Here is a 22,408-nt window from a genome sequence, read left to right as displayed (position 1 = left end):
TTGCACCAACTTTTGCGGACAGATACGAAAAAGCTGGAGTATCATACTGATTTAATTACACCCCAAGAATGGATGGTTCCCCCAATAATTCCGAAACGACTTTTATCACTTTTTCTGATGTTGGAAGGTAAATATCTTCTAGGGGAGGTGAAAAAGGTACTGGTGTATGTGGAGCAGTAATCCTTTTTATTGGCGCATCGAGAGTGTCAAATCCCTTATCCGCAACCAATGCGGCAATATCCGTTGCCATGCTGCATCTTGGATTCGCTTCATCTATCACGATTAAACGATTTGTTTTTGCCACAGAGGAGAGAATTGATTCCTCATCCAGTGGTGACAAGCTCCTTGGATCTACAATCTCAATTTCAATGCCCTTCACTGCAAGTTTTTCAGCTGCCTCCATTGCTGTGTGAACTTGCTTACCGATGGCAACGACCGTCAAATCCGAGCCATTCCTTTTAATTTCGGCTTTGCCAATCGGAATTGTATAGTAGTCTTCCGGGACCTCTCCTACCATGTTATATAGCGTTTTATCTTCAAAAAAGATGACTGGGTCATTATCTTCAATGGCTGAAAGTAATAGCCCTTTTGCATCGTACGGGGAAGAAGGGACGACCACCTTCAATCCAGGAATGCTTGTAAATAAGGCATAAAGGCTTTGTGAATGCTGAGCTGCCGCCCTGAATCCTGCACCATGCATCGTACGGATCGTCACGGGAACTTGTGCTTTCCCCCCAAACATATAGCGGAACTTCGCACCTTGATTCAATACTTCATCCAAACAGCTGCCAATGAAATCATTGAACATTAACTCGGCAATCGGTCGTAAACCTGTCGAAGCGGCTGCCATGGCCGCTCCCATATATCCTGCTTCAGCAATGGGTGTATCAAGGATCCTGTCCCGGCCAAACTCTTGAACCAATCCTTTTGTGACACCTAAAACACCACCCCATGCTTCGTCATCCTGCAAATGATCAACCTCTGCACCGCCGGCTACATCTTCTCCCATAAGGATGACATTTTCATCTTTTCTCATTGCCATGGCCATTGCTTCATTTATTGCTTGTGACATACTGATTTTTCTACTCATCTCAATTCCTCCTATTATGGTTTAATAAGATACATAAACATCGTTTAATAAATCAGATGCCTCTGGATACGGGCTTTCTTCACTGAACTTTACTGCCTGTTTAATAGATTCCTCCACGGCACTCTCTAGAGAAACCAGATCTTTTTCTCCCAGCAGATTCTGATTCAGTAAGTAATTCCTAAACAGAACAATCGCATCTTTCTCTTGTTTATGCTCCTTTTTGTCTTGTTCTTTTTTATATTTCTGTGCATCTCCCTCGAAGTGTCCATAATTACGATAAGTAACGCATTCTATTAATGAAGGGCCTTCTCCCCTGCGAGCTCTCTGAACGGCTTCTTCAGCAGCCTTATACACAGCCATAACATCTTTCCCATCCACCCGGACACCCGGAATATTGTAGCTAATCGCACGATCGGCTATCGTTTTACAACTAGAAGCATAGTTGAATGGCGTGGCTTCCCCATACCCATTATTTTCAGCAATGAATATAACGGGTAGCTTCCAGATTGCCGCCAGATTTATCCCTTCATGGAAGGTCCCATGATTATTGGCACCATCACCAAAAAAACAAACACTAACATGATCCGTCTTTTTATATTTGGCAGTTAAAGCTGCACCGCATGCGAGCGGAAAGCCTCCACCGACTATCCCGTTCGCACCTAACATCCCTTTATCCAGATCGGCAATATGCATGGAACCGCCTTTTCCTTTACAAAGCCCTGTCACTTTTCCATATATTTCAGCCATCATCCCATTTAGATCGCATTCTTTTGCAATACAGTGGCCATGCCCCCGGTGAGTGCTGGTAATGCTGTCTTTATCGGATAAGTGGGCACATACTCCGACAGCCACCGCTTCTTCCCCAGCATACAAATGGACAAACCCTGGTAAAATCCCCTTTGCAAATGATTCATGAACTTGGTCTTCGAATTTTCTGATCTCCAGCATTTTTTTGTACATCCAATAAGCCTTCTCCTGTGATAACTTAATTTCATTAGGTTGAACCGTTTCCATATTTCATCCCCCAATCATTAATAATGAGTCAATGATTTATATTGCAAATATTGTGCCAAAATGGAAGGTTGGCAAATTAGGACTTTTTCTATTTTCAATCGAAACAAAACGAGACAAAATGAGATTGTTGTCTCGTTTTGTCTCGCTTTTCAAAAAATATACTATCTCATTATGGGATAGAACCTGCATTTCGCGGATATTATATGACATTTTTGTGGTTAAAAAACAAGGGGAGTTGAGGTTCTGGACAGTATCAATCCAGCTTAACGTAATTTTTTTAATGCACTGCTCCATGCGATCGTTTGATCTAACATTGCGTGGACATTACCAAGGTGTAAATCAGCTGGTTTAAATGTCTTGTAGTTTTCAAAGTCTGTAAATAGTGAAAATGTTGGATTTACTCGAACGTCCGCAACAAGTAATTCACCTAAGATGCCACGCAAATGTTCAGCTGCACGAGCTCCGCCTGTTGAACCATAGCTCACAATGCCCGCCGCCTTGTTGTTCCATTCATCGCGTGCGGAATCAAGCGCATTTTTTAATGCTCCTGTAATACTGTGATTGTATTCCTGTACGATAAAAACAAATCCATCTAAGCTGGAAAGTTTTTCTGCCCAAGCTGTTAACCCCGGTTCTTTACCAGTGCCTTCACCCAAAAAAGGCAATTTAAAGTCTGCAATATCTACGATTTCATAATTTGCATCTCCGCGTTTATCAGCTATTTCTTTTACCCAATTTCCTACTTGTGGACTTACGCGTCCTTGACGTGTGCTTCCTAAGATAATTCCAATGTTTAATTTCCCCAATGGTTTTTCCTCCTCGTTAAGGTTTGTTTAAAATAAAGAAGTTATAATTTTAATTGATTTACATGTTTTCAATGACTTCCACTAATGTGTAGTACCCACCTTCTGCATCTTCAATGAGATGTTTTATCTTGTTAAGGTGTTCAGTAAATTCACTTTTTTCTAACCAATTTTTATGATGATCAACACTTTCAAAGGTAGTTATCATAATAGCCTTATTTTTATCAACAGAACGATGCCAACGACTATTAATCCAACCAGGAACACCTTGAGATCCCCTCTTAAAATTGAGAAGTTCTTCAGACTGTATCGCAACTAATTCATCTAGTTTGCCAGGTTTAGCTGTAAATACATTAATCCATACTATTGATTTACTTGAATTCATATACATAATCTCCTGTCATTTAAATTTATTTTTCTCAATGCATAATAAATCTGCACTTTCTTTTTCATTATTGGGTGTCAGTACTAACTGTCATGATATTTCAGGAAAAACTAGGGAGTTAATGCCCTAGTGAATGTTTGCACACTTTCCATTATAAATGCCTCAAGGGACACGGTCGGATAGTTCTCATCGGCATCCAGGTTGTTCATAAAGGCACCAAAATTCATCATCATGAACGACCACGCTTGCAGCTCTGAATCTGTGTGAATAAGTTTTCCTTTTTCATACATCGTGTTAAAATAGTTTGTCAAAATTTCCAGTAACTTCCGAGGATGCTTTTGTGTTCTTTCTCGAAATCCAGGTAAATTGCCTTCTTCCTTGATACTTATCATAATCATTTTCCGGTTACGATTCATGATTTCATGATATGTTCGACTTATCAGTTGTAAGTCTGAATGTAAATCCCAAACGATTTGCCTTTCATTTAAAAGTTTTGTCATTTCTTCGGCATTGTGATATCGGTCAAATGCCGTTTCTAAAAGATTTTGCTTACTTCTGAAGCGACGAAACAGTGTCTTTTCACTCAAACCTGCCGCACCAGCGATTTCCAGAGTAGTAACACCATTGTAGCCTTTCTCTGCTATTAGATCGATCGCAGCCAAAAGTAGCTTATCATCGTTACTTAGATTATGACTGTTACTTAGATTATGACTGTTACTCATACTCTCAACTCTTCCTTCCAGACTGTCAGTACTTACTGTCTTTTGATTTTATTCTATTCATCAGTTTTAAATTTGCCAACAAAAATTCCATCATAAGGTAAGTTTGTCATTATACTGAGTAGATGTTTAAGGTGCTGGATGAAGTAATTCATCTTGTTATGCACATATTGAAGATAAATGAGGAAGTGATCCCTCTTTATATTTTCCCGTTCCTTTCCTTATCGTAGAAAATCAGGGTTATTTATTAAAAAATATTTGAACGTGCAATCTTGGTTTTACTGGCAGAATTCTTTTAAGAAGAAAAAAAGACGGAGCTTTTTTTGCTCCGCCTGTTTGCTAGAATATTTTTTTCTCATTCAATTCAATGGCTAATTCTTTAAAGAACTGAAGCGAATCAGGATTTCCCATGGAGTCTGGATTCACGACTTTATCAAACTCGAAACCTAACAACACTTTACGTATCGGGACTTCCATTTTCTTTCCGTTCAAAGTTTTAGGTATTTGTTCAACGACATGGATTTGGTCAGGAATAAAGCGAGGGGACACATGTCCTCTGATTTGTTCCTTGATTTTTGCTGTCAATGCTGCATCCAGGCTATTACCGGGCTTAAGGACAACGAACAGGAGCAAGGAAGAACCGCGGCCAAGCACTTCCCTATCAATGACAAGGCTTTCCATAACCTCGTCGATCGCTTCGACGACCCGGTAGATATCGCTGGTTCCCATCCGTACACCAGAACGGTTGATGGTCGAGTCGGAACGACCATAAATGATACAACTGCCCTTGTCGTCGATTTTTATCCAATCACCATGTTTCCAAATGCCGGGATACGTATCGAAATAACTCTCGTAGTATCTTGTCCCGTCTTGATCATTCCAGAAATAAAGCGGCATGGACGGCATGGGTTTGGTAATGACCAATTCACCGACTTCATTAATCAATGTTCGGCCTTGTTCATCAAAGGCCTCTGCACGAACACCTAATGCCCTTCCTTGTATCTCCCCGATTCTTACAGGTAATGTGGGAACGCCACCTACAAATCCGGCACAAACATCGGTTCCGCCACTGGATGAACTAAGCCAGATATCCTTCTTGACATTCTCATACACCCATTTGTACCCGTCACCCGACAAAGGTGCTCCAGTGGAAAAAAGGGCCTTCAATTTCGATAAATCATATTTTCCCATTGGCTTGATTCCTAACTTCATGGAATTCGTAAGGAATGGTGCACTTGTTCCAAAGAAAGTCATGCCTGTATCTTCAGCCAATTGCCAAAGGGCATCCATATCCGGGAAAGAAGGACTGCCGTCATAAAGAACGATCGTCCCTTCATTAAGCAAACCACCCATTAGAAGATTCCACATCATCCACCCTGTCGTCGTAAACCAGAATACCGTATCCTCGGAAGTCATGCCTTGATGCATTCTTGTTGATTTAAAATGCTCCAATAATATTCCGCCATGGCCTTGTACAATCGGTTTTGGCATTCCGGTTGTACCTGATGAATAGAGAATCCAAAGCGGATGATCAAACGGAACACTTTCAAAAGATAATTCGGCTTTTTCTTTTACTAGATCATCCCATGGAATCGTATCTGCCAGATTCTCTTCCAAAATCTTCTTTTCTATGTAAGGAACCATTACAGTATGCTTGACAGTAACCAATTCCTGTTTAAGCTGTGCAACAACGGATGTTTTATCATATGCTTTTCCATTGTACTGGTACCCATCAACCGCAAGTAATACAACCGGTTCAATCTGTTTGAAACGATCAATGACGCTTCTTGCCCCAAAGTCAGGTGAACAGCTGGACCAGATGGCACCTATACTTACTGTCGCCAAGAAAGCTATGACCGCTTCAGGGATATTTGGCATATAAGCTACAACACGATCACCGGATTTCACACCAAGTCCCCTTAACGAATGGGCAACAGAAGCTACTTTTTCTTTCAGCTCTTTCCAGCTTACCTCTTGCTGCCTGATATGTTCGGAACGAAAAAAGATCGCCGTTTTATCTTCTTGATCATTCAATAATGCATTTTCAGCATAATTAAGCCTTGCCCCTTCGAACCATTTCGCCCCTGGCATTGAATGCTCCGCTAAAACCCTGTCATATTTCCTGTCAGCTTTTACATCACAATAATCCCAAACCGAAGCCCAAAAATCCTCCAGTTCAGCAACCGACCATTTCCATAATTCATGATAATCTTGAAATGATAAACCTTTCTTTTCGTTTAACCATTTCATATATTGAGTCAATACCGTTTGCTCGATTTGTTCGTTTGTAGGTTCCCAAATGATTTGTCCATCTGTAAGCGATTTCATTTAATCATCTCCATTAGGTATCGAATTCATCATTAAATCATTTCATAATAATTGGTAGTTAACTTAAATTGTAATATATGAGAATAAAACCGTCAATTTACACTAAATTCAAATTGGCTCTTTTCTATGAATGGGCAGGTTAATAGAGAAGCATGTACCTTTCCCTTGTACACTTGACACATGTATCGATCCATCCATGCTTTTTATAACGCTATATGAAACCATCATGCCTAATCCCGTTCCTTTATTTTTTGTCGTAAAGTATGGTTCACCTAAACGGTATATTTGTTCCTGTGTCATTCCACTTCCTTGATCTTGAATCTTAATTTGGATGGTGGGGGCAGCATGAATTAAATGTATGTATATTTCGCCATCATCTTGCATCGATTCTATGCCATTCTTTAAGATATTGAACAAGCACTGTTGGAATTTCTTCCTTTCCCCCATGATATAATAAGCTTCATCTTCGAATAGGGATAATTTCAATTCGATTCCATTATCGTTTGCCAAGGGATTTATACTGTTCACGACATGCTGAATTTCCTCGGATACCATTAATCGCTCTTTATTTTCAGGGCTTATGGCAGCAAACGTCAAATAATCATTTATGACATCCGTAGCCCGATCTAATTCCTTCAACGCAATATTTGCATACTTAACCTTTGTATTGGGAGAAACGTCTTCGCTTAACATTTGAATATATCCCCTAGTAACTGTAAGGGGATTTCTGACTTCATGAGAGATGCTTGCAGCCAGATGACTAACGATTTGCAATTTTTCCGCTTTCACTAATTTTTCGAGAACCTGAAAATTAGTTAGAATGACCTCCCATAGTAATATTACAACAACAATTCCTATGACTTGGATCGTGAAGTATTGTTTCCATATACTTATGCCTATAGTAAGTTCAAATACTTCTGTTGAAATAAACTGTGTGAGACTGTGAACAATAAAGATTAATGAAATACCGATGAAGATTTTTTTACTGACTGACATTTTTAGATAGTATTTCGATATAAAAAACAGGGAAACACCAATTAGCGGAAAAGTGATGCATGATATATAAAGTCCATTTTCCCCCCCTGTTAAATAGCGAATAAGTAGAGTGATGACAATTAATATGATTCCTAACCGGTACCCTCCATATAAACCGCCTAATAGAAATGGAATCCATCGAAGATCCCAAACAAAATCCTTTTCTGTGACAACGGGGAATAGCATGCATAGAACAAGTGAGAGAATAGGGAAAATGGATAAGAACGATCCTTTTAATGCATCTAAACGGTATACGTACTTTACCAGATAGCTCATTTGCAATAAAAAAATCGGAAAAAGGATAATTAAAAAGTTAATCAGTAAATCTTTTGTCATAAGATTCATTTTTACACCGAACTTTCGATATTTTTCGAAGATTTAGACAGTTATATAAATCATAACAAGATAGAGAATGATTAGCTAGTAAAATTATATTGTTGGAATTAAAATGAGGCAGCTGAAGCATAGAGGTAGCAACAATGAAAACGGATGAATAGGGGGTAGAGAATGAACAGGAAAAAGCACTGAAACGACGAGGTCATTTCAGTGCCATCAAATAATTTCCGAATACGCACTTAATAAAGAGCTGATTTTGCTAGCATGGTGATTGTCGCATCATCCATCGGAGGATTATGAAGTCCTGCGCGTACATCCCTATAATACCGTTGCAGGGGATTTGTCCGTTGTAAACTTTTGGCTCCGACGACTCTCATCGCTTTATCGACAATCGAAATCGATTTATTGACGACCGATAACTTAACAGCACCCAATTGTTTCGATAGTTCATCATGATCTTCAGGGTGCTGCTCCCATTTTTCTGCGACAGAGTAGAGAAAATGGTGTGCCTCGCTCAATTCCAGTTCCATCTCCCCAATTGTCCGTTGAACATTCGGAAGATCCCTGATTGGTCCTGGTAAGCTATTGGGAGAATAGGTTTTCGCAAATTCAACTGCATAATTTCTGGCAGCCACTGCAATTCCCAAGTAGCAAGCCGGTATATGTAAGAGCCACGCTTCGGGTTTCCTGTTTCCACCAGGATTGCTTTTCATGACTAAATGCTTTTTAGGCAGGCTGACGTCATTTAACACCAAATCATGACTTCCTGTTCCCTGCATGGAAATCATATCCCAAGTTTCTTCTATACTTACACCGATTACATCACGATGGACTAAAAATGTGCCTAAACACTCATCCTCGGGTACCCATGCCGTTACAAGAAAAATATCAAGGACGGGTGAGAGTGTAGTAAAAGTCTTTCTTCCATTCAAATTCCATCGTTCACCCTTTTTGATAGCGATCGTTTCCGGACGGCCGCCACGCGTCGGGCTTCCTGTTCCAGCCTCAGATGCTGCCGTGTTGATGAGGGCGCCTTTCGACACTTCAGAAAACAATTCATTCATGGCCCCTTTTTCCCAGGGTCTTTTCTCGGTTAAAGATAGGACCGTTCCGACATGCCAGCCTATTCCTAAAGCTGTTGGACCACAATACTGAGCTATTTTTTCTTGGCATAGGAGAAAATCATATAAGGAACCGCCATTTCCCCCATCTTCTTTGGCTAAGGTCAATTTAGGATATCCGAATTCCTTTAACTCCTGAATGTTTTCAAAAGGAAAACCCTTTGTATCATCAAGAACTTCAGATCGGGCGGAAAAGGACTGAATCGCTTCCTCTAATTTTTGTATATATTCTTTTTGCTCCTGTGACTGAAAAAACGACATGAAGATCATTCCTCCTATAATAAACAAATTCCTGAACCATCCAGCAGCAGAAACAGCAACTGCGAACACCACTTTATCTTATCACCTTAGTGTAGTTTATGGTTTGAATCTGCCATTTAAGAGTCAAGGTCTTCATTTTTATATTCTTTGTTAGCATTCTTATAAGCTTTCTTCGCCTGATCAATATCTTTGTTTTCGATAAAGTAAGCTATCGCGGCTTGCCCGATTCCATACGTAACAGCACCCGCTACCGCACCGGAAACGGCTAGACCAGCCCCTGGTATGAAACGAACTGCAGCCCTGACACCCTCCCTGACAAGGAGACCGATTCCAACATTGATGCCTAATGCTGTTATGAATTCACCTGCCGTTTTTGTATTGATTTCCTTATCCGCGATAAAACCAATCACTACAATCATCAACCCTTGAATGCCGGTCAAAATGGGAAAATCGGCAAAAGGTATTGGCTCTGCACCGATTAAACCGGCAATTGCGGTAAATGTTCCCACGATCGTCCTCGCGAATTTCTTCTTAACGATTTGGCTTTGCATGGCTTTGGCCGTCTTCAGCTTCGCTTCACTGGGTAAGGCCTCGATCAAGTAATCAGAAAGCAAATCGATGTTCCAACGCATATCATATTCAATATTTCCGCTTTCATCGAAATCAATATACGAACAAATCGGAATGATGTTCAATAGTGGGATTTCACTTTCGTTAAATCGCTTAGCCATCAAAGCAATCGCTTCATCAATATTTTGTTTTTTCTTTGGATTGGCATCAAAAGGTGCTTGTTTATAATGTGGAGGATCTAACTCATCCACCTGAGTGACCACACAGATGACGGGTACATCATAATGGTGATTCTCTTTAACGATCTTGCGCAGCTTGTTCAACTCTTTCAAATCCTCTTCAACCCGTGAATCCGTTTCTTTAGCTTTAATCAAGAAAAGAAACACATCAGGCTGTTCTTCGGTTACCGCTTTTATCAATTCATCCATTGGTGTTTCTTCTTCAAATTCTTCCGTGGGAGTTTCACTCTCACCCAACCCGCGGGAGTCAAGCAAACGAATTTTGGGCTCAGCATCACTTGGGTACCAAAGCCATTTTCCCTTACCCGTTCCAGATTTAACGGAACTGACATATTGCTTTTCCTGACCAAACATCGCGTTGATCAGTGATGATTTTCCAGACCCACGCCTTCCGACAAGAGCAATTCGCGGTTCCCTTGCATCAACCGTCATCGTTTTGAGCTTCAATAGCTGGTCGAGCATTTTGTTCTTTTTCGATTGTGAAATGGGCAGCTTATCTACCTGGCCTTTAATGAAACTGAATATGCTTCCCATTTCATCGTGTCTTTCCACCATCACGCATTCCCCCTTGTTAAGAAGTGTTTTAAGTAACATTTACCCTTTAACGATTCAATTTAAGCATGTAACTCGAATCTCCTTACAAACTTAAGGGGCTCCATTTCTAATAATTTATTTAAGTTTTTTCTTTTAAGAACATAACGACACTTGCCATGTATTTTTGAATTTCCTGTACTTGAAAAGCGGCAGAATCCGCAATCTGTTTATAATGATGCTGTCCTTCATCGGTGATTCGTAAATATCGTTTTGTTCGCTTTTCACTTTCCCATCTGCCGACAAGAAGCCCGTTCTCTTCCATTTCATGAGATAAATCGTATAAATAGCCGTTAGACGCGATCCAACCGAACTGATTTTTAAGCAGGTCGCCAATTTCACCCATGTAAATAGGCTTCTTAGTGAAAGCGGTTTTTAAAGTAACATAACGGACAAGGTCCTTCACGGATATTATTTTTGAGAAATACGACCTGTATTCTTCAGGAAGTTCATTAAAAACCGGGGGGTTTTCACCAGATCCCCTTAAATCGAACATGAACCGATCAATGACCTTCTTCACTTCGGAAAACCGTTCCAGGAAATTCTCTTGGTACCATATGTAAAGCTCTTTTCCTTTTTCAGTTATCTGATAATAATTTCTTCCTTTATTCGTATATAATGATAAATGGTTGGATTCGACAAGCATATTGGATATTTTACATAAATAGTCATAGCTATGCACTTTTCCAGTAAACGTATTTTTTAGGTCCTGATGGATCGCCCTTGGATAATTCGCTTTTAATTTCAAAGAATGCAGTAAGAAAATCGTTAAAAATTCCCGCTGGCTCAACCCAACCGATTCAACCGTTGTAGACAGTTTTTCCCCTTTCTTCACTGTCAACCCCCCCTTTATATCCTTTTTATAAAACTCATCAATTAAATATTTCTTCCTTATCCCTTATTATCCTGTGCTGCCACATAATAGTAAAGTTTTTATTACCTAAGTACTTAGTACTGATTTTTCGTATTTAATCTATTGAGGGATGAGAGGATTCAGAATATTCTGTCGAGGTTTATTGTAAAATAGTTTAAAACAAAAAAAGAAGAAACGGTCCGCGATTAGGCCATTTCTTCTTTTTGTTTATTGTTCCGTTAAAATGATTGGATTTTCTTTTGTAATAACGAGAGTATGTTCATATTGGGCAGAAATCTTTCCATCTGCCGTTCTCGCCGTCCATCCGTCTTGGTCCATTTTCATATGCCATGTTCCTGCATTCAACATAGGCTCAATCGTGATGACCATACCTTCTTTAAGACGGGCACCTTTACCTGGTTTACCATAATGTAAAACGGTCGGGTCTTCGTGCATGGTTTTTCCGATTCCGTGTCCTGTAAAATCGCGGACAACTGAAAACTTTTCACCTTCTGCATATGACTGGATTGCATGCCCTATGTCCCCGAGACGATTACCTGCACGTGCAACTTCGATGCCTCTATATAGAGCATTCTTAGTTACATCCATTAAACGCTGAGCTTCATCTGAAACTTCACCGACTGCATATGTCCAAGCTGAATCCGCCAAACCGCCGTTTAGGTTCACCACCATATCAATCGTTACGATGTCTCCCTCTTTCAGGGCTTTCTTTTGCGGGAAGCCGTGGCAAATTACATCATTCACCGATGCGCACGTTGCATATTTGTAGCCGTTATAACCCTTTTGTTCAGGTGTAGCACCGTGCTCTGCCAAGTATTTATCGACAAACTCTTCGATTTCCCAAGTCGTAATGCCCGGTTTTATCATTTTAGCGATTTCTCTATGCGTCGCAGCAAGAAGTTTGCCAGCTTCATGCATCAAATGTATTTCTCGTTCACTTTTAATAGTTATCATTTAAAAATCCTCTTTCGTTTTATATCTTTACTGATTTAATCTCCTTAGTTATCATATGCCTTTTTTTATATAAAAAGCAACCAAAAACCCGGTAAAAATTCACCGGGTTACCTGTAATACTGAGAAAAATATGCATTTGAATTACGAAAGTGCTAACAATGGAGGCTAGCGTTTACGTTTTTACACAAATGAATATTACAGGAGTGAATTACCTAGAACATTATAATCACCCTGGGACTTAATTCTCAAAAATTCTATATCGGCCCATGTGCATTAATTGGGTACAGATTCCCATTTAACGCAAATGAAACTCTTCCTGTTTCCTCTGATACTACCAATACAAGGGCATCACTTCGTTCAGATAAACCTAATGCTGAGCGGTGGCGTGTTCCAAGTTTTTTTCCCCCTGTTGATCTGTCTGAAAGCGGGAGGACATTTGCTGCGGAAACAATCTGATTTTGACTAACCAAAACGGCACCATCATGTAGCGGATTTCCAGGAAAAAAAATTGATTCCAATAAAGAATGGGTTAACTCCGCTCCTATTGAAATACCGGGTTGAATCAATGAATCAAGAGGATCTCCCCGTTGAATCACAATCAACCCGCCATGTCTCAAATTCGACAAATTTTGTACGCAAATTGATAATTCGGGATATTTGTCCGTAAACGGTGACAAATAACAGTTCAAATAAAACGTTGCTGCTTTCATATCGATGTATATGAATTTATCCTTTATTTTCTCGAAATTTCCAAGAAGACAATAACTTTCGTCACCCATTGCGTCTAGGTTATCCTGTAATGCTGATATTACTTGACGTAAATCCTCTTTTAACATTTGTTTCATTGGTGAAAAATCACAATTGCCATTATTCACAGGCATGCACCTCCCTCCTTTTATTATTTCACTTTCTTTTTTTCAATAAATCTCAATGGGCCTCTAAAAGACAATTCTATTTTCCCTAGCTCTATTTATGCCTTGTTAAATTTATTATTTTGAATGTACTTAAAGTTTGTCTTCTCGATAATTAATTATTCATCTTTACTATGACTTCACATTTTTTTATGTCATATGGACAAGGTAAGAGAATAGATATGTTAATGACCTGTTGAAAGATATCCTATAATAAGAGGTGGTATTAGATGCCTTATGTATCAGTATTTGATCAAGGAACGTTTGAAGTTGAAATGGGAAAAAAGTTAGTATTGGCATTGGAAGACAACGGTATAAATATTCTCCACCGATGCGGAGGGAAGGCTAAATGCACAACTTGCAGAGTTGAAATATTGGCAGGTGATTTTTTGGAGGACACACATAAAGAAAAAAAGAGCTTTGAAGAAAAAGGAATGGAAGATCATTTGCGTTTATCTTGTCAAATTTACGTGAATGGAGACATAACCATTCGGCCGATCAAGACGGTAGAAAACTCTGGAATTCCTGCTGGGCCAAGGCCTGCTGACTAAATAGTTTCATAAGTGCCGTAGTTTAATCAAAAAACATCAAAACGACTAAAAATAGTTTTTCTAGTCGTTTTGATAGCCAAAAGAGTTACTTCTTTTCCATGACCGCAAAGTAATTATCTTCATTATCAGCAAAATTGAAGACTCTTCCAGATGGCATATTTACAAGTTCTCCCACTTTGATATTCTTCTCCGAAAAGTCTTTATATAATTCATCAAGATTATCCGAGTAAAACATTAATGAAGGTGTATTAAGATTTAATTCAGGCTGCATTTTAGCAATGAATTCCTTATTATGCAGGATGATGCTCGTTTGTGCTTCCTTTGTTGGGGCTATTTCAATCCATCTTAGTCCTTGGCCGTTATCTTCTTCAGAAATTACGCTAAAACCGAATTTTTCCGTCCAAAATTTCAATGACTCGTCTTGGTTATTTACATATAACATAATTTGACCGACTTTATTAATCATTTGCTTCTCTCCCTTTCTGCTGGTTCCGTTATTAAAGATATCATTTACGTATAAGCATGATGTAGGTTGGAAATATATAACTGATTAAATCGTATTATAAATGCAAGATTTAATCAATATTTACCAAAATTCAATTTCCCGTCTTTTGGGTAGTCAAATAAATCAACATTTTTTGAATCTCGACAATTGCTTAAAAAAGCAGATATCTCTTACGAATTTTGCTTTATTATTTCTTCTACATATTCCAAGAAATCTGTATGTGTCGAATTCCCTTCCAGAAATTGCGCTACCACAGTTAATGGTACTATAACTCTATCTCTCTTTTTGGAATAAAGAACCGTCTCTGATTTAATGCCCCTATGCACCCCATCAAGTGTAGAAGAAAAATGATGTACAGAATCATATTCATACCATTTATAATCTTGATTTATATGCCTTCTTATAACTTCACCGATATAGGCACCTATCCTTTTTACAAAATTATCAAAATGAAACTTTAAAAGTTCACTACCCATTTGAGTAGTACTTAATCTTTCCGTATAAGCATCTATATAGCGAATGCTTTCAATAGTGAAATCTAAATTTCTCTTTGTTAGGTTCTCTTGATCCCAAGTATCTTCTGACACATCCTGATACATTAATTTCGCAATGCCTTTTAAATCATTTTTTATTAATTTTGTTCTATTTAAGGAACCGAACATATGTCATTTCCCCTTTATTAATTATCTAAGTGTTAATTATAAGTCTCCCCCGATAGTTAAGAAAGGCTATGCAATCTTTATATACAGAATTTTGCAGGACTTTTCGATTTTTCCCAGAACTTCTATACAGAGTATTTCTAAAGGAGAGTGAAATGGTGGTTCTATCAAAAGAGGGTTTGTTAAATATATTGGAAGGCAACAGGAGATTGACGTTGCGGGTGGTGGAAGCCTTTCCTGAAGAGGAATTATTTCACTATACACCGGCCGGGAAGCTTCGCCCTTTCGCAGAGATGGTTAAAGAAATCATGAACATTGAGACTGGATATATTCGTGGAATTGCACTTGGTAAATGGGAGTATCCAGATTCGTTTGCTGAAATTACTACAAAAGAGGCACTGTTATCAGCATGCGAAGCAGTAAGGGATGATACTAGGAAACTATGGGAGGAAATGACCGAGGAAACACTTGGAGTGGTGGAAAAGGATCCCTTTTTCGGTCCCTCACAAAGCCACTTTGATAGACTTCAATATGCCTTGGAAAATGAGATCCATCATAGGGGACAGGGTTATATCTATCTTAGAACGCTCGGTATTGAACCACCGGAATTTTTCGTCAGGTAATAATGAAACATTATGTCTTAAACTTGTAGCAACGAAAAAGAAATAAAAAAATAGGAGTGAGATAAATATCAGTTGATGCATATCTTAATTTTAATGGAAATTGTCGAGAAGCTGTAGAGTTTTACGCAGAGGTTTTTGGAACGGAACAACCAAATATCATGACCTTTGGGGAAACTCCGCCTAATCCGGAATTTACTCTTCCAGAAGAAGCGAAAGATTTAGTCATGCATACAAGGCTAAATATTAATGGAAGCAATATCATGTTTTCAGATACTTTTCCTGGTATGCCTTTTGTTGAAGGAAACAATATCAGCCTGGCATATGTCGGTAATGATTTGGATGAAATTAAATCGATCTTTAACAAACTAAGTGAAGGCGGCACGGTTGGTCTAGAGCTCCAAGAAACATTCTGGAGTAGAATTTACGGTCAGTTAACCGATAAATTCGGAATCAAATGGCAATTCAACTTCGAGGGCTGAGAAATGAAATTTGGATATAGGACTTTTCAATGGTGAAAAGTTTCTATATCCTTTTGTATTTCCATCACCAGGAGGCAAAGATATTGTAACTAGCATAGGGAAATAATTTTTCGTCAATCCTTAGAGATGGGGCTCTATATATTTAGGTCATTAAAATTAAGGGAAATAGTTAAATGATAGGGAAAAATGAATACACAAAACGGCTTTTGACTTCACCCTAACCCTAACATGATTTTTTTGGGTCATAATAAATGGTGTATAGTAATGGGGTACCTTCAAAATATTTAATCTTATCGAATAAATTCGCATTTCCCTGATAATATGTATCGAAAACCGGCTAAACATGAAGACAATAAAGGAGAAAAAATCATGAAAAATAAAATTCAAAAAATCACAACCAACTTGTGGTTTGATAGACAAGCTGAAGAGGCGGCGAAGTTCTACACTTCCATCTTCGAAAATTCTAAGATTGGAAGAATCACCCGCTATGGAAATGAAGGAAATCAAATCCACGGGATGCTAGAGGGATCAGTGATGACCGTGGAATTTGAACTGGAAGGACAAACATTCGTAGCATTAAATGGCGGTCCGCAATACAAATTCACCGAGGCGATATCATTTATCATCAATTGCGATGATCAAGAAGAGGTGGATTATTATTGGGAAAAACTTTCCGAAGGCGGAGACAAAAAGGCACAAGTGTGCGGTTGGCTGAAAGATCGATTTGGTGTGTCATGGCAAATTGTCCCTGCGAATCTATCCGAGATGGTCAACGACTCCAATCCTGAAATATCGGAAAGAGTTATGAAAGCGCTGCTCCAAATGAAGAAAATTGACATTAAAACTTTAAAGCAGGCGTATATATGATAGGATCCAAGAAACTACTATCTAGCAAGTTGTGTTTATTCCAGAAAAGTGTACGATTTTGAAGTGACTAAAGCCTAGTTTCTCGGTATTGCAGGTGTGAAAGTAGGTTTTGATATTTGAATTTCCTAAAATTTAAAATCCGCATTTTTCTGGCGATACCCCATTAGAAAAGTAAAATCTTCTTAAGTATAATGGCATAGTTTTTAAGGGAGAAATAGAAACGATGGACAATATATTTACACTGGCACTTCAACGTGGCGATGAAATAATAGAAAGAAAAATCCGCTACGACTCCATAGTTGTTGATCACATCTGTATGCTGTTAAAAGCACAAAATCAACATGTCGTGCTTTTTCATGAAATCATGGATTCGTTCACGATGAAAGCAGGTACTATAAAATTAACCATTCCGATAGGCAGTTATACGATTGCTTATTATTGGAAGGATCGCCCTTATAATCTCTACATTTGGAGGGATAATGAAGGAAATTATCTAGGTTCCTATTTCAATATTGTAAAAAATACATATATGACGGATAGATTGGTATCCTTTGAAGATTTGATCATTGATATTTTGGTTCTTCCTAATGGGGATTACTTTATTTTGGACGAAGATGAGTTACCTGTGCCATTAGACCAATTTGAGAACGGTTCTGTTAAACAAACCCTAAACTCTTTACTTAATTCCATTGATAGTCTTCTAACACAAACCATTTCAGAATCCGGGAAACTCTATAAACATAAAGACCTTCTTCCATGGTTGAACAAGAGATGACATTGGTTTCGATTCTTTGAATTTCACCACACGAAAACCATTACCATAAACAAAAAGCCTACTTACTGAAGTAGGCTTTTTGTTCTCCCTCACTCACCATCAGCTTGAGCCGATAGACTGTCGGAAAGATCCTCAATGTTCTTGGATACCTTCGCACTGTATGAGTAGTCACCGTAGCAATATGGATATCGGAAATTCTCTTTGTCTCCGCCGCAATCATAGAGCGTGGGGTTTTTTTCTACCTGAAGCATGGAGAACCTCTTCGCAAGCTCTTCATTATGCTTGCCCCCTTCATTCGCAACGAAATCAATATAACCAATTCCCATGTTATATGCTTGAATGATCGTGGCAAAATCCACGCCCTTTTCATTGCCATATTCATTGATTCTCTTAAAATGTTTTACCCCATACTTAATGCTCTCCGTTGGATCTGTGATTGTATTTGGATCAAGCCCCGCTGACTCAGATGCCTGCATTGGGTCACCGCCCCGCCCTCGGCTTTCCTGCTGCATCAAAGCAATCAATGTCGAAGTATGCTCCTCAAGTCCGTACTTAGCCAACTCGTCACGTAGAAGTGAACTATACTTTTTCACGTTCGCAAAAGAATCAAGCGTATTTACTGATGTGGAAACATTTTCGGAATAGGGGGTTTGCATGATTTCCTTTATGAGCAAAAATACGAAAATCAGGATAAAAATCACAAAAAAATTCTTTGATTTCTTACGTTTCTTCTTCAAATTCTCTCTCCGTTATCTCTAAGTTATATATTTATATCTTAACAAATAGTAAGAGTAATAACTATTTAGAATACCAATTAATAGTTCAATAAAATGAGCTTAATGAAATTAGTAATCAATCTTCAATTTCTGACCTTAGTGTCAAACCCTAATGCACCTAAGCTCACTCACGTATATTTATTCGGACAATGAGACACCCTATTGGTTGGAGGTGATATGTATGGACAAGGAGAATGAAAAAGAAGAAATCCATGATGATAAAAAGAAAAAATATAGAAAAGAGTTTGGGGCAGATCCTGATGAACAAGAAATGAATGGTCTGTATGGTATGTTGGAAACAGAATATGAAGATAAGCTTCACGATAAAGAAAAGTAAAGATTGGTTTCTTTAATATATGTTAAGCGCCTTATATGGCGTTTTTTTTATGTGTTCATCTGTTATGAGCTTATTGAATCTATTCTAAAGGGTCGTATTTTGTTTCATATGAACAGATTTTGGAATATGCAAAAAACAAAAACCCAGAAATCATCGTTTTTTCCAATTTCGTTTTAGTCACTAACTATTAAGGATACCATTAAAAAGGGAGTGACCTAATACAGTCACTCCCTTTGCTTAATTAGTATTGTGAAGATTGTCCGCCATCAATCGGAATGACTACCCCGTTGATGAACTCTGATTCCCCTGATAATAGGAACGCGACTAAACGGCCGACTTCTTCAGGTTTACCGAAGCGTTTCTTAGGATTCACACTGACGAAATCCGCCATTGCTTCCTCCCAATTCTCTCCGCCTATTTGCCTGAATGAACCTTCTACCATCGCTGTTAAGATTACTCCTGGTGCAATGGCATTTATGCTGATTCCATATTGACCATATTCTATGGCAGCTGTTTTTGTTAAGCCTGCTACAGCATGTTTACTTGCAACGTACGCACTTTGGTTAAGCACAGCACGAATTCCACCTACGGAGGCCACGTTCACCACTGCCCCTGATCCTTGTTCTTTCATGATTGGCAGAATGTATTTCATACCATAGAATACACCATTGATATTGATGTCCGTTACTTTGTTGAAAACTTTGCTATCGTACTCAGCCATTGGGGCCTGTTTACCTTCGATACCCGCATTATTATAGAATCCATCGACTCTACCATATTTGCTGACTGTTTGGTCTACATAGTTCTTTACTGCTTCTTCATCCGATACATCTGCAGTAATCAGAAGCACGTCGGATTTTGGTGCAATTTCTAAGATTAATTTTTTTGTCACTTCCAAAGATGCATCGTTTAAATCAATTAATGAAAGTTTAGCCCCTTCTTTAGCCATTTCCAATGCGGCCGCTTGTCCTAAGCCTGATCCTGCCCCAGTAATGATTACAACTTTGCCATCGAATCGATTGCTCATATGTCAAAACTCCCTTTTTTAAGTTATCGAAAATCTATTTGATTATACTGATTACCCCTTAAAGCTTAGGAATCCATCATCAACCGGAATGACTTGTCCATTAATGGCATCCGCTTTTTCAGAGAACAAGAAGGTTACTACTTCTGCAACTTTTTCTGGCTGAATCAATTTTTTCCTCATATGGAGTTGTGCCAAACTGTCCAGGAACTCTTGATCGTCACCAATGATCGGTGTTTCGATAAAACCTGGTGCCACACCGACAACACGAATCCCATATTGCGCAAGTTCAATTGCTCCAGATTTGGTCATGGCGATGACTGCAGCTTTTGCAGCATGGTAATTAAAGCTGCCAATAGAAACCATCGTCCCATATATGGAGGCTGTGTTAACAATCGTGGCGCCTGTTACACCAAGATCCACCATTTTCCTTGCTGCATAATACATGCCATAATAAACGCCGTGTTGGTCAACATCCACGACTCTGTGGTATGACTCTGGATCCATCTCCAAAAATGGTTTTACTAATCCAATTCCAGCGTTGTTGAAAATGCCATTGATGGTGCCATGATTGGCGATTGCAGCTTCGACCATCGCTTCCACTTCTTCCGCTTTAGCTACATCCACTTTCACAAAAGTTGCCGTGCCTCCCTTTTGTTGAATGATCTCCGCAGTTTCCTTAGCCGCAACATCATTGTAATCAGCCGCTACGACAATAGCTCCCTGTTCAGCTAATTTATATGCCGTTTCCTTTCCAATTCCGCTGCCTGCTCCTGTAATTATTATGACCTTTCCTTTTAAACTCATCTATTCGTCCCCCTACAATAAAGTTTTTTGCTTATCAGATTAAAATGGCCCCGCCGTCGATTACAAGTTCTTGACCCGTAATGTGGCTGGAAAGATCGGATACTAAGTACATCATTAGATTTGCAATTTCCTGCGGTTCGGCATAACGCCCATCCGGAGTTGTTGCTTCCAGCTGTTTTCTAGCCTTTTCAGCTGCCGCGGAATCACCTTGACCAAATCCACTTTCAATCGAACGCATCATAGCGGTATTGACCACACCTGGGCAAACGGCATTCACCCGGACACCATGGGGAGCAACTTCGACACCAGCTGTTTTCGTCATTCCAAGAACCGCATGTTTACTTGCTCCATATGCCACCATGTTTGGCGTTGCCAGTAAACCAGCTCCAGAAGCAGTATTCACGACCGCCCCGCTTTTTTGTTCGATCATATGGGGCAATACATGTTTCAAGCCCAAGAAAACGCCGCGTACATTTATTGACATTAATTGATCGAAAACCTCAGCAGGATAGTCGATAAGCGGCATTATTTTGCCTTCCCACCCTGCATTATTCAGGAAAATATCGATTTTCCCATAGAGATCTATCGTTTTTTGAACATAATTTTTTATATCGTCTTCCTTTGTAACATCGGCTTTAACGAATTTCGCTTCGCCGCCTTTTTCTTTGATTTTATTTACCGTTAGCATGCCAGCCTCTTCGGAAAGGTCTACAACAACCACTTTGGCTCCATTTTCTGAAAGTGTAATAGACGCTGCCCGGCCGATACCCCCGCCGCCACCGGTAACGATTGCTACTTTTTCTGTAAAATCAAATGTTTGCATAGTATTCTCCCTTTCTCCCTTTGATCTTCGTGATGATATTCTTTATTGAATACGGTTACATGATAACATTATTTTTGTCGATTGTCGACAATTTAGAATTAGAGTCAAAGACTCTACATCACTCCACGATTCAAAGCTTCATGAATTTCACTTTTTGCTTTAATGACATCGTCTTCAAGAATGGCTTCAATGGACATTTTTAAACTAAAATGGAAATTTTCCATTGTTTCTATACTCCATTGACTTTGGGCAAAAACCATGAGAATATGACTGGCCTCTTCAAAAAATCTTGATAATGCCTTGTTTTCAGCGATTGAAAAAATATATCGAAATATCTGTGTAGCCCTTTTTTGATACTCGAATACATTACTTTTTTCACACTCATCGGTTGCACTTTCCAAATGCTTTCTTAATGATTGCTTATTTTCTTCGTGCCAATTCCCTTGGGAAAATTCAATCCCCATTTGGATCAGCCCAATCGTAACATCATTATATTCAATGATTTCCTTTTGTGAAAATGGCTTGACGATTGTTCCCCGCCTCGGTATTCTCTCAACAATCCCGTCAACCTGCAATAGATAAAGTGCTTCGCGAACTGGTGCACGGCTCGTATTCAATTCTTTGGAAATGTCTTCTTCGACGATTTTCTCTCCAGCTTCTATTTCTCCTTCAATGATTTTTTTTAAAATGTGTTTAGCGATTTGTTGTGGCAGCGATTCTCCAAAATAAATGCCATTTGTTAAATTGGAAGTATTTCCAAACATCTTTCAGCACTCCTATACTTCTATAATAATTAATTTTAGTCATTTTAGTATATCATATTGATAGGAATTATCTTCCTTATAAATTTACAGCACCCGTAATGGAAACAACCAAAACGTCTTAAACCATGTCCTATGGGTAAAACCCAGGCTGTTGACAAAGTTTTTTTCAGTAATCCCTCCATTTTGT

25 protein-coding genes are annotated in these 22,408 nt (G+C 38.9%); 6 read left to right on the top strand and 19 right to left on the bottom strand.

What is annotated here, in order from left to right; translation table 11 throughout:
- Window positions 1–55 precede the first annotated feature (55 nt).
- The 12 genes from QUF78_RS13850 to cdaS all read right to left on the bottom strand — a co-directional run bounded on the left by QUF78_RS13850 (window position 56) and on the right by cdaS (window position 13,195).
- Window positions 56–1,090 carry an alpha-ketoacid dehydrogenase subunit beta gene (locus QUF78_RS13850; RefSeq protein ID WP_289325100.1) on the bottom strand — a complete coding sequence of 345 codons (1,035 nt, stop codon included), beginning with the start codon at window positions 1,088–1,090 and terminating at the stop codon, window positions 56–58.
- A gap of 21 nt (window positions 1,091–1,111) precedes the next feature.
- Window positions 1,112–2,104, bottom strand: coding sequence for a thiamine pyrophosphate-dependent dehydrogenase E1 component subunit alpha (locus tag QUF78_RS13845; protein ID WP_289325099.1), 993 nt, complete (start codon window positions 2,102–2,104; stop codon window positions 1,112–1,114).
- Between the two features lie 263 nt (window positions 2,105–2,367).
- Entirely contained in the window at window positions 2,368–2,910 is a 543-nt protein-coding gene (locus QUF78_RS13840) for an NADPH-dependent FMN reductase (protein ID WP_289325098.1), read from the bottom strand.
- Between the two features lie 58 nt (window positions 2,911–2,968).
- Window positions 2,969–3,292, bottom strand: a complete 324-nt coding sequence (locus QUF78_RS13835; protein WP_289325097.1) for a putative quinol monooxygenase — start codon at window positions 3,290–3,292, stop codon at window positions 2,969–2,971.
- 110 nt (window positions 3,293–3,402) lie between these two features.
- Complete coding sequence (locus QUF78_RS13830) at window positions 3,403–4,014, bottom strand: TetR/AcrR family transcriptional regulator (protein ID WP_289325096.1); 612 nt, start codon at window positions 4,012–4,014, stop codon at window positions 3,403–3,405.
- Window positions 4,015–4,350: 336 nt separating this feature from the next.
- Window positions 4,351–6,339, bottom strand: a complete 1,989-nt coding sequence (locus tag QUF78_RS13825) for an acetoacetate--CoA ligase (RefSeq protein WP_289325095.1) — start codon at window positions 6,337–6,339, stop codon at window positions 4,351–4,353.
- A gap of 108 nt (window positions 6,340–6,447) precedes the next feature.
- Window positions 6,448–7,719, bottom strand: coding sequence for a sensor histidine kinase (locus tag QUF78_RS13820; protein WP_289325094.1), 1,272 nt, complete (start codon window positions 7,717–7,719; stop codon window positions 6,448–6,450).
- A gap of 230 nt (window positions 7,720–7,949) precedes the next feature.
- Window positions 7,950–9,092, bottom strand: a complete 1,143-nt coding sequence (locus QUF78_RS13815) for an acyl-CoA dehydrogenase family protein (RefSeq protein WP_289325093.1) — start codon at window positions 9,090–9,092, stop codon at window positions 7,950–7,952.
- A 116-nt stretch (window positions 9,093–9,208) separates the two neighbouring features.
- Entirely contained in the window at window positions 9,209–10,456 is a 1,248-nt protein-coding gene (locus tag QUF78_RS13810) for a GTPase (protein ID WP_289325092.1), read from the bottom strand.
- Window positions 10,457–10,574: 118 nt separating this feature from the next.
- Entirely contained in the window at window positions 10,575–11,327 is a 753-nt protein-coding gene (locus QUF78_RS13805; RefSeq protein ID WP_289325091.1) for a PadR family transcriptional regulator, read from the bottom strand.
- 246 nt (window positions 11,328–11,573) lie between these two features.
- Entirely contained in the window at window positions 11,574–12,320 is a 747-nt protein-coding gene (gene map, locus QUF78_RS13800) for a type I methionyl aminopeptidase (RefSeq protein ID WP_289316415.1), read from the bottom strand.
- A gap of 254 nt (window positions 12,321–12,574) precedes the next feature.
- Window positions 12,575–13,195: a sporulation-specific diadenylate cyclase CdaS gene (gene cdaS, locus QUF78_RS13795; protein WP_289327315.1), complete on the bottom strand. Its 621-nt coding sequence runs from the start codon at window positions 13,193–13,195 to the stop codon at window positions 12,575–12,577.
- Between the two features lie 266 nt (window positions 13,196–13,461).
- Between cdaS and QUF78_RS13790 the strand changes: the two genes are divergently transcribed.
- Complete coding sequence (locus QUF78_RS13790) at window positions 13,462–13,782, top strand: 2Fe-2S iron-sulfur cluster-binding protein (RefSeq protein WP_289325090.1); 321 nt, start codon at window positions 13,462–13,464, stop codon at window positions 13,780–13,782.
- 85 nt (window positions 13,783–13,867) lie between these two features.
- Here QUF78_RS13790 and QUF78_RS13785 read toward each other — a convergent pair whose 3' ends face one another.
- Together QUF78_RS13785 and QUF78_RS13780 are read right to left on the bottom strand one after the other, a co-directional pair.
- Window positions 13,868–14,248 (bottom strand): VOC family protein, encoded by a 381-nt coding sequence (locus QUF78_RS13785; RefSeq protein ID WP_063233829.1) that lies wholly within the window; start codon window positions 14,246–14,248, stop codon window positions 13,868–13,870.
- Between the two features lie 209 nt (window positions 14,249–14,457).
- Window positions 14,458–14,949: a hypothetical protein gene (locus tag QUF78_RS13780; RefSeq protein WP_289325089.1), complete on the bottom strand. Its 492-nt coding sequence runs from the start codon at window positions 14,947–14,949 to the stop codon at window positions 14,458–14,460.
- 152 nt (window positions 14,950–15,101) lie between these two features.
- Between QUF78_RS13780 and QUF78_RS13775 the strand changes: the two genes are divergently transcribed.
- From QUF78_RS13775 to QUF78_RS13760, 4 genes are all read left to right on the top strand, one after another.
- Entirely contained in the window at window positions 15,102–15,569 is a 468-nt protein-coding gene (locus tag QUF78_RS13775) for a DinB family protein (RefSeq protein ID WP_289325088.1), read from the top strand.
- A 65-nt stretch (window positions 15,570–15,634) separates the two neighbouring features.
- Complete coding sequence (locus tag QUF78_RS13770) at window positions 15,635–16,048, top strand: VOC family protein (protein ID WP_289327314.1); 414 nt, start codon at window positions 15,635–15,637, stop codon at window positions 16,046–16,048.
- A 369-nt stretch (window positions 16,049–16,417) separates the two neighbouring features.
- The gene (locus tag QUF78_RS13765) at window positions 16,418–16,915 is read left to right on the top strand and encodes a VOC family protein (protein ID WP_289325087.1); all 498 of its coding nucleotides are present in this window, start codon (window positions 16,418–16,420) and stop codon (window positions 16,913–16,915) included.
- Between the two features lie 223 nt (window positions 16,916–17,138).
- Window positions 17,139–17,690 carry a ribonuclease FAU-1 family protein gene (locus QUF78_RS13760; protein ID WP_289325086.1) on the top strand — a complete coding sequence of 184 codons (552 nt, stop codon included), beginning with the start codon at window positions 17,139–17,141 and terminating at the stop codon, window positions 17,688–17,690.
- 89 nt (window positions 17,691–17,779) lie between these two features.
- Here QUF78_RS13760 and QUF78_RS13755 read toward each other — a convergent pair whose 3' ends face one another.
- Window positions 17,780–18,427, bottom strand: coding sequence for a lysozyme family protein (locus QUF78_RS13755; protein ID WP_289325085.1), 648 nt, complete (start codon window positions 18,425–18,427; stop codon window positions 17,780–17,782).
- Between the two features lie 220 nt (window positions 18,428–18,647).
- On the opposite strand from QUF78_RS13755, the gene QUF78_RS13750 reads away from it, so the two are divergent.
- Window positions 18,648–18,803, top strand: coding sequence for a DUF4021 domain-containing protein (locus QUF78_RS13750; RefSeq protein WP_289325084.1), 156 nt, complete (start codon window positions 18,648–18,650; stop codon window positions 18,801–18,803).
- A gap of 241 nt (window positions 18,804–19,044) precedes the next feature.
- On the opposite strand, the gene QUF78_RS13745 is transcribed toward QUF78_RS13750, so the two are convergent.
- The 4 genes from QUF78_RS13745 to QUF78_RS13730 form a co-directional block, all read right to left on the bottom strand.
- A complete protein-coding gene (locus QUF78_RS13745; RefSeq protein WP_289316446.1) occupies window positions 19,045–19,830 on the bottom strand; it encodes a glucose 1-dehydrogenase in 786 nt (261 codons plus the stop codon).
- 51 nt (window positions 19,831–19,881) lie between these two features.
- On the bottom strand, window positions 19,882–20,634 hold the full coding sequence (locus QUF78_RS13740) for an SDR family NAD(P)-dependent oxidoreductase (protein WP_289325083.1): 753 nt from the start codon (window positions 20,632–20,634) through the stop codon (window positions 19,882–19,884).
- 34 nt (window positions 20,635–20,668) lie between these two features.
- Window positions 20,669–21,457 (bottom strand): SDR family NAD(P)-dependent oxidoreductase, encoded by a 789-nt coding sequence (locus QUF78_RS13735; protein ID WP_289325082.1) that lies wholly within the window; start codon window positions 21,455–21,457, stop codon window positions 20,669–20,671.
- Between the two features lie 113 nt (window positions 21,458–21,570).
- Window positions 21,571–22,221, bottom strand: a complete 651-nt coding sequence (locus QUF78_RS13730; RefSeq protein WP_289325081.1) for a GntR family transcriptional regulator — start codon at window positions 22,219–22,221, stop codon at window positions 21,571–21,573.
- Between the last annotated feature and the right edge of the window lie 187 nt (window positions 22,222–22,408).

The sequence above is a fragment of the Peribacillus sp. ACCC06369 genome (assembly GCF_030348945.1).
Lineage (GTDB): Bacteria > Bacillota > Bacilli > Bacillales > DSM-1321 > Peribacillus.
This window is presented reverse-complemented; position numbering and strand designations above follow the sequence as displayed.

What these genes read in the sequence shown, in the direction of transcription:
- QUF78_RS13850 (WP_289325100.1), bottom strand. Translation starts at nt 1,090, where the DNA reads ATGAGTAGAAAAATCAGTATGTCACAAGCAATAAATGAAGCAATGGCC.
- QUF78_RS13845 (WP_289325099.1), bottom strand. Translation starts at nt 2,104, where the DNA reads ATGGAAACGGTTCAACCTAATGAAATTAAGTTATCACAGGAGAAGGCT.
- QUF78_RS13835 (WP_289325097.1), bottom strand. Translation starts at nt 3,292, where the DNA reads ATGAATTCAAGTAAATCAATAGTATGGATTAATGTATTTACAGCTAAA.
- QUF78_RS13830 (WP_289325096.1), bottom strand. Translation starts at nt 4,014, where the DNA reads ATGAGTAACAGTCATAATCTAAGTAACAGTCATAATCTAAGTAACGAT.
- QUF78_RS13825 (WP_289325095.1), bottom strand. Translation starts at nt 6,339, where the DNA reads ATGAAATCGCTTACAGATGGACAAATCATTTGGGAACCTACAAACGAA.
- QUF78_RS13820 (WP_289325094.1), bottom strand. Translation starts at nt 7,719, where the DNA reads ATGAATCTTATGACAAAAGATTTACTGATTAACTTTTTAATTATCCTT.
- QUF78_RS13815 (WP_289325093.1), bottom strand. Translation starts at nt 9,092, where the DNA reads ATGTCGTTTTTTCAGTCACAGGAGCAAAAAGAATATATACAAAAATTA.
- QUF78_RS13810 (WP_289325092.1), bottom strand. Translation starts at nt 10,456, where the DNA reads ATGGTGGAAAGACACGATGAAATGGGAAGCATATTCAGTTTCATTAAA.
- map (WP_289316415.1), bottom strand. Translation starts at nt 12,320, where the DNA reads ATGATAACTATTAAAAGTGAACGAGAAATACATTTGATGCATGAAGCT.
- QUF78_RS13790 (WP_289325090.1), top strand. Translation starts at nt 13,462, where the DNA reads ATGCCTTATGTATCAGTATTTGATCAAGGAACGTTTGAAGTTGAAATG.
- QUF78_RS13785 (WP_063233829.1), bottom strand. Translation starts at nt 14,248, where the DNA reads ATGATTAATAAAGTCGGTCAAATTATGTTATATGTAAATAACCAAGAC.
- QUF78_RS13780 (WP_289325089.1), bottom strand. Translation starts at nt 14,949, where the DNA reads ATGTTCGGTTCCTTAAATAGAACAAAATTAATAAAAAATGATTTAAAA.
- QUF78_RS13775 (WP_289325088.1), top strand. Translation starts at nt 15,102, where the DNA reads ATGGTGGTTCTATCAAAAGAGGGTTTGTTAAATATATTGGAAGGCAAC.
- QUF78_RS13765 (WP_289325087.1), top strand. Translation starts at nt 16,418, where the DNA reads ATGAAAAATAAAATTCAAAAAATCACAACCAACTTGTGGTTTGATAGA.
- QUF78_RS13760 (WP_289325086.1), top strand. Translation starts at nt 17,139, where the DNA reads ATGGACAATATATTTACACTGGCACTTCAACGTGGCGATGAAATAATA.
- QUF78_RS13750 (WP_289325084.1), top strand. Translation starts at nt 18,648, where the DNA reads ATGGACAAGGAGAATGAAAAAGAAGAAATCCATGATGATAAAAAGAAA.
- QUF78_RS13745 (WP_289316446.1), bottom strand. Translation starts at nt 19,830, where the DNA reads ATGAGCAATCGATTCGATGGCAAAGTTGTAATCATTACTGGGGCAGGA.
- QUF78_RS13740 (WP_289325083.1), bottom strand. Translation starts at nt 20,634, where the DNA reads ATGAGTTTAAAAGGAAAGGTCATAATAATTACAGGAGCAGGCAGCGGA.
- QUF78_RS13735 (WP_289325082.1), bottom strand. Translation starts at nt 21,457, where the DNA reads ATGCAAACATTTGATTTTACAGAAAAAGTAGCAATCGTTACCGGTGGC.
- QUF78_RS13730 (WP_289325081.1), bottom strand. Translation starts at nt 22,221, where the DNA reads ATGTTTGGAAATACTTCCAATTTAACAAATGGCATTTATTTTGGAGAA.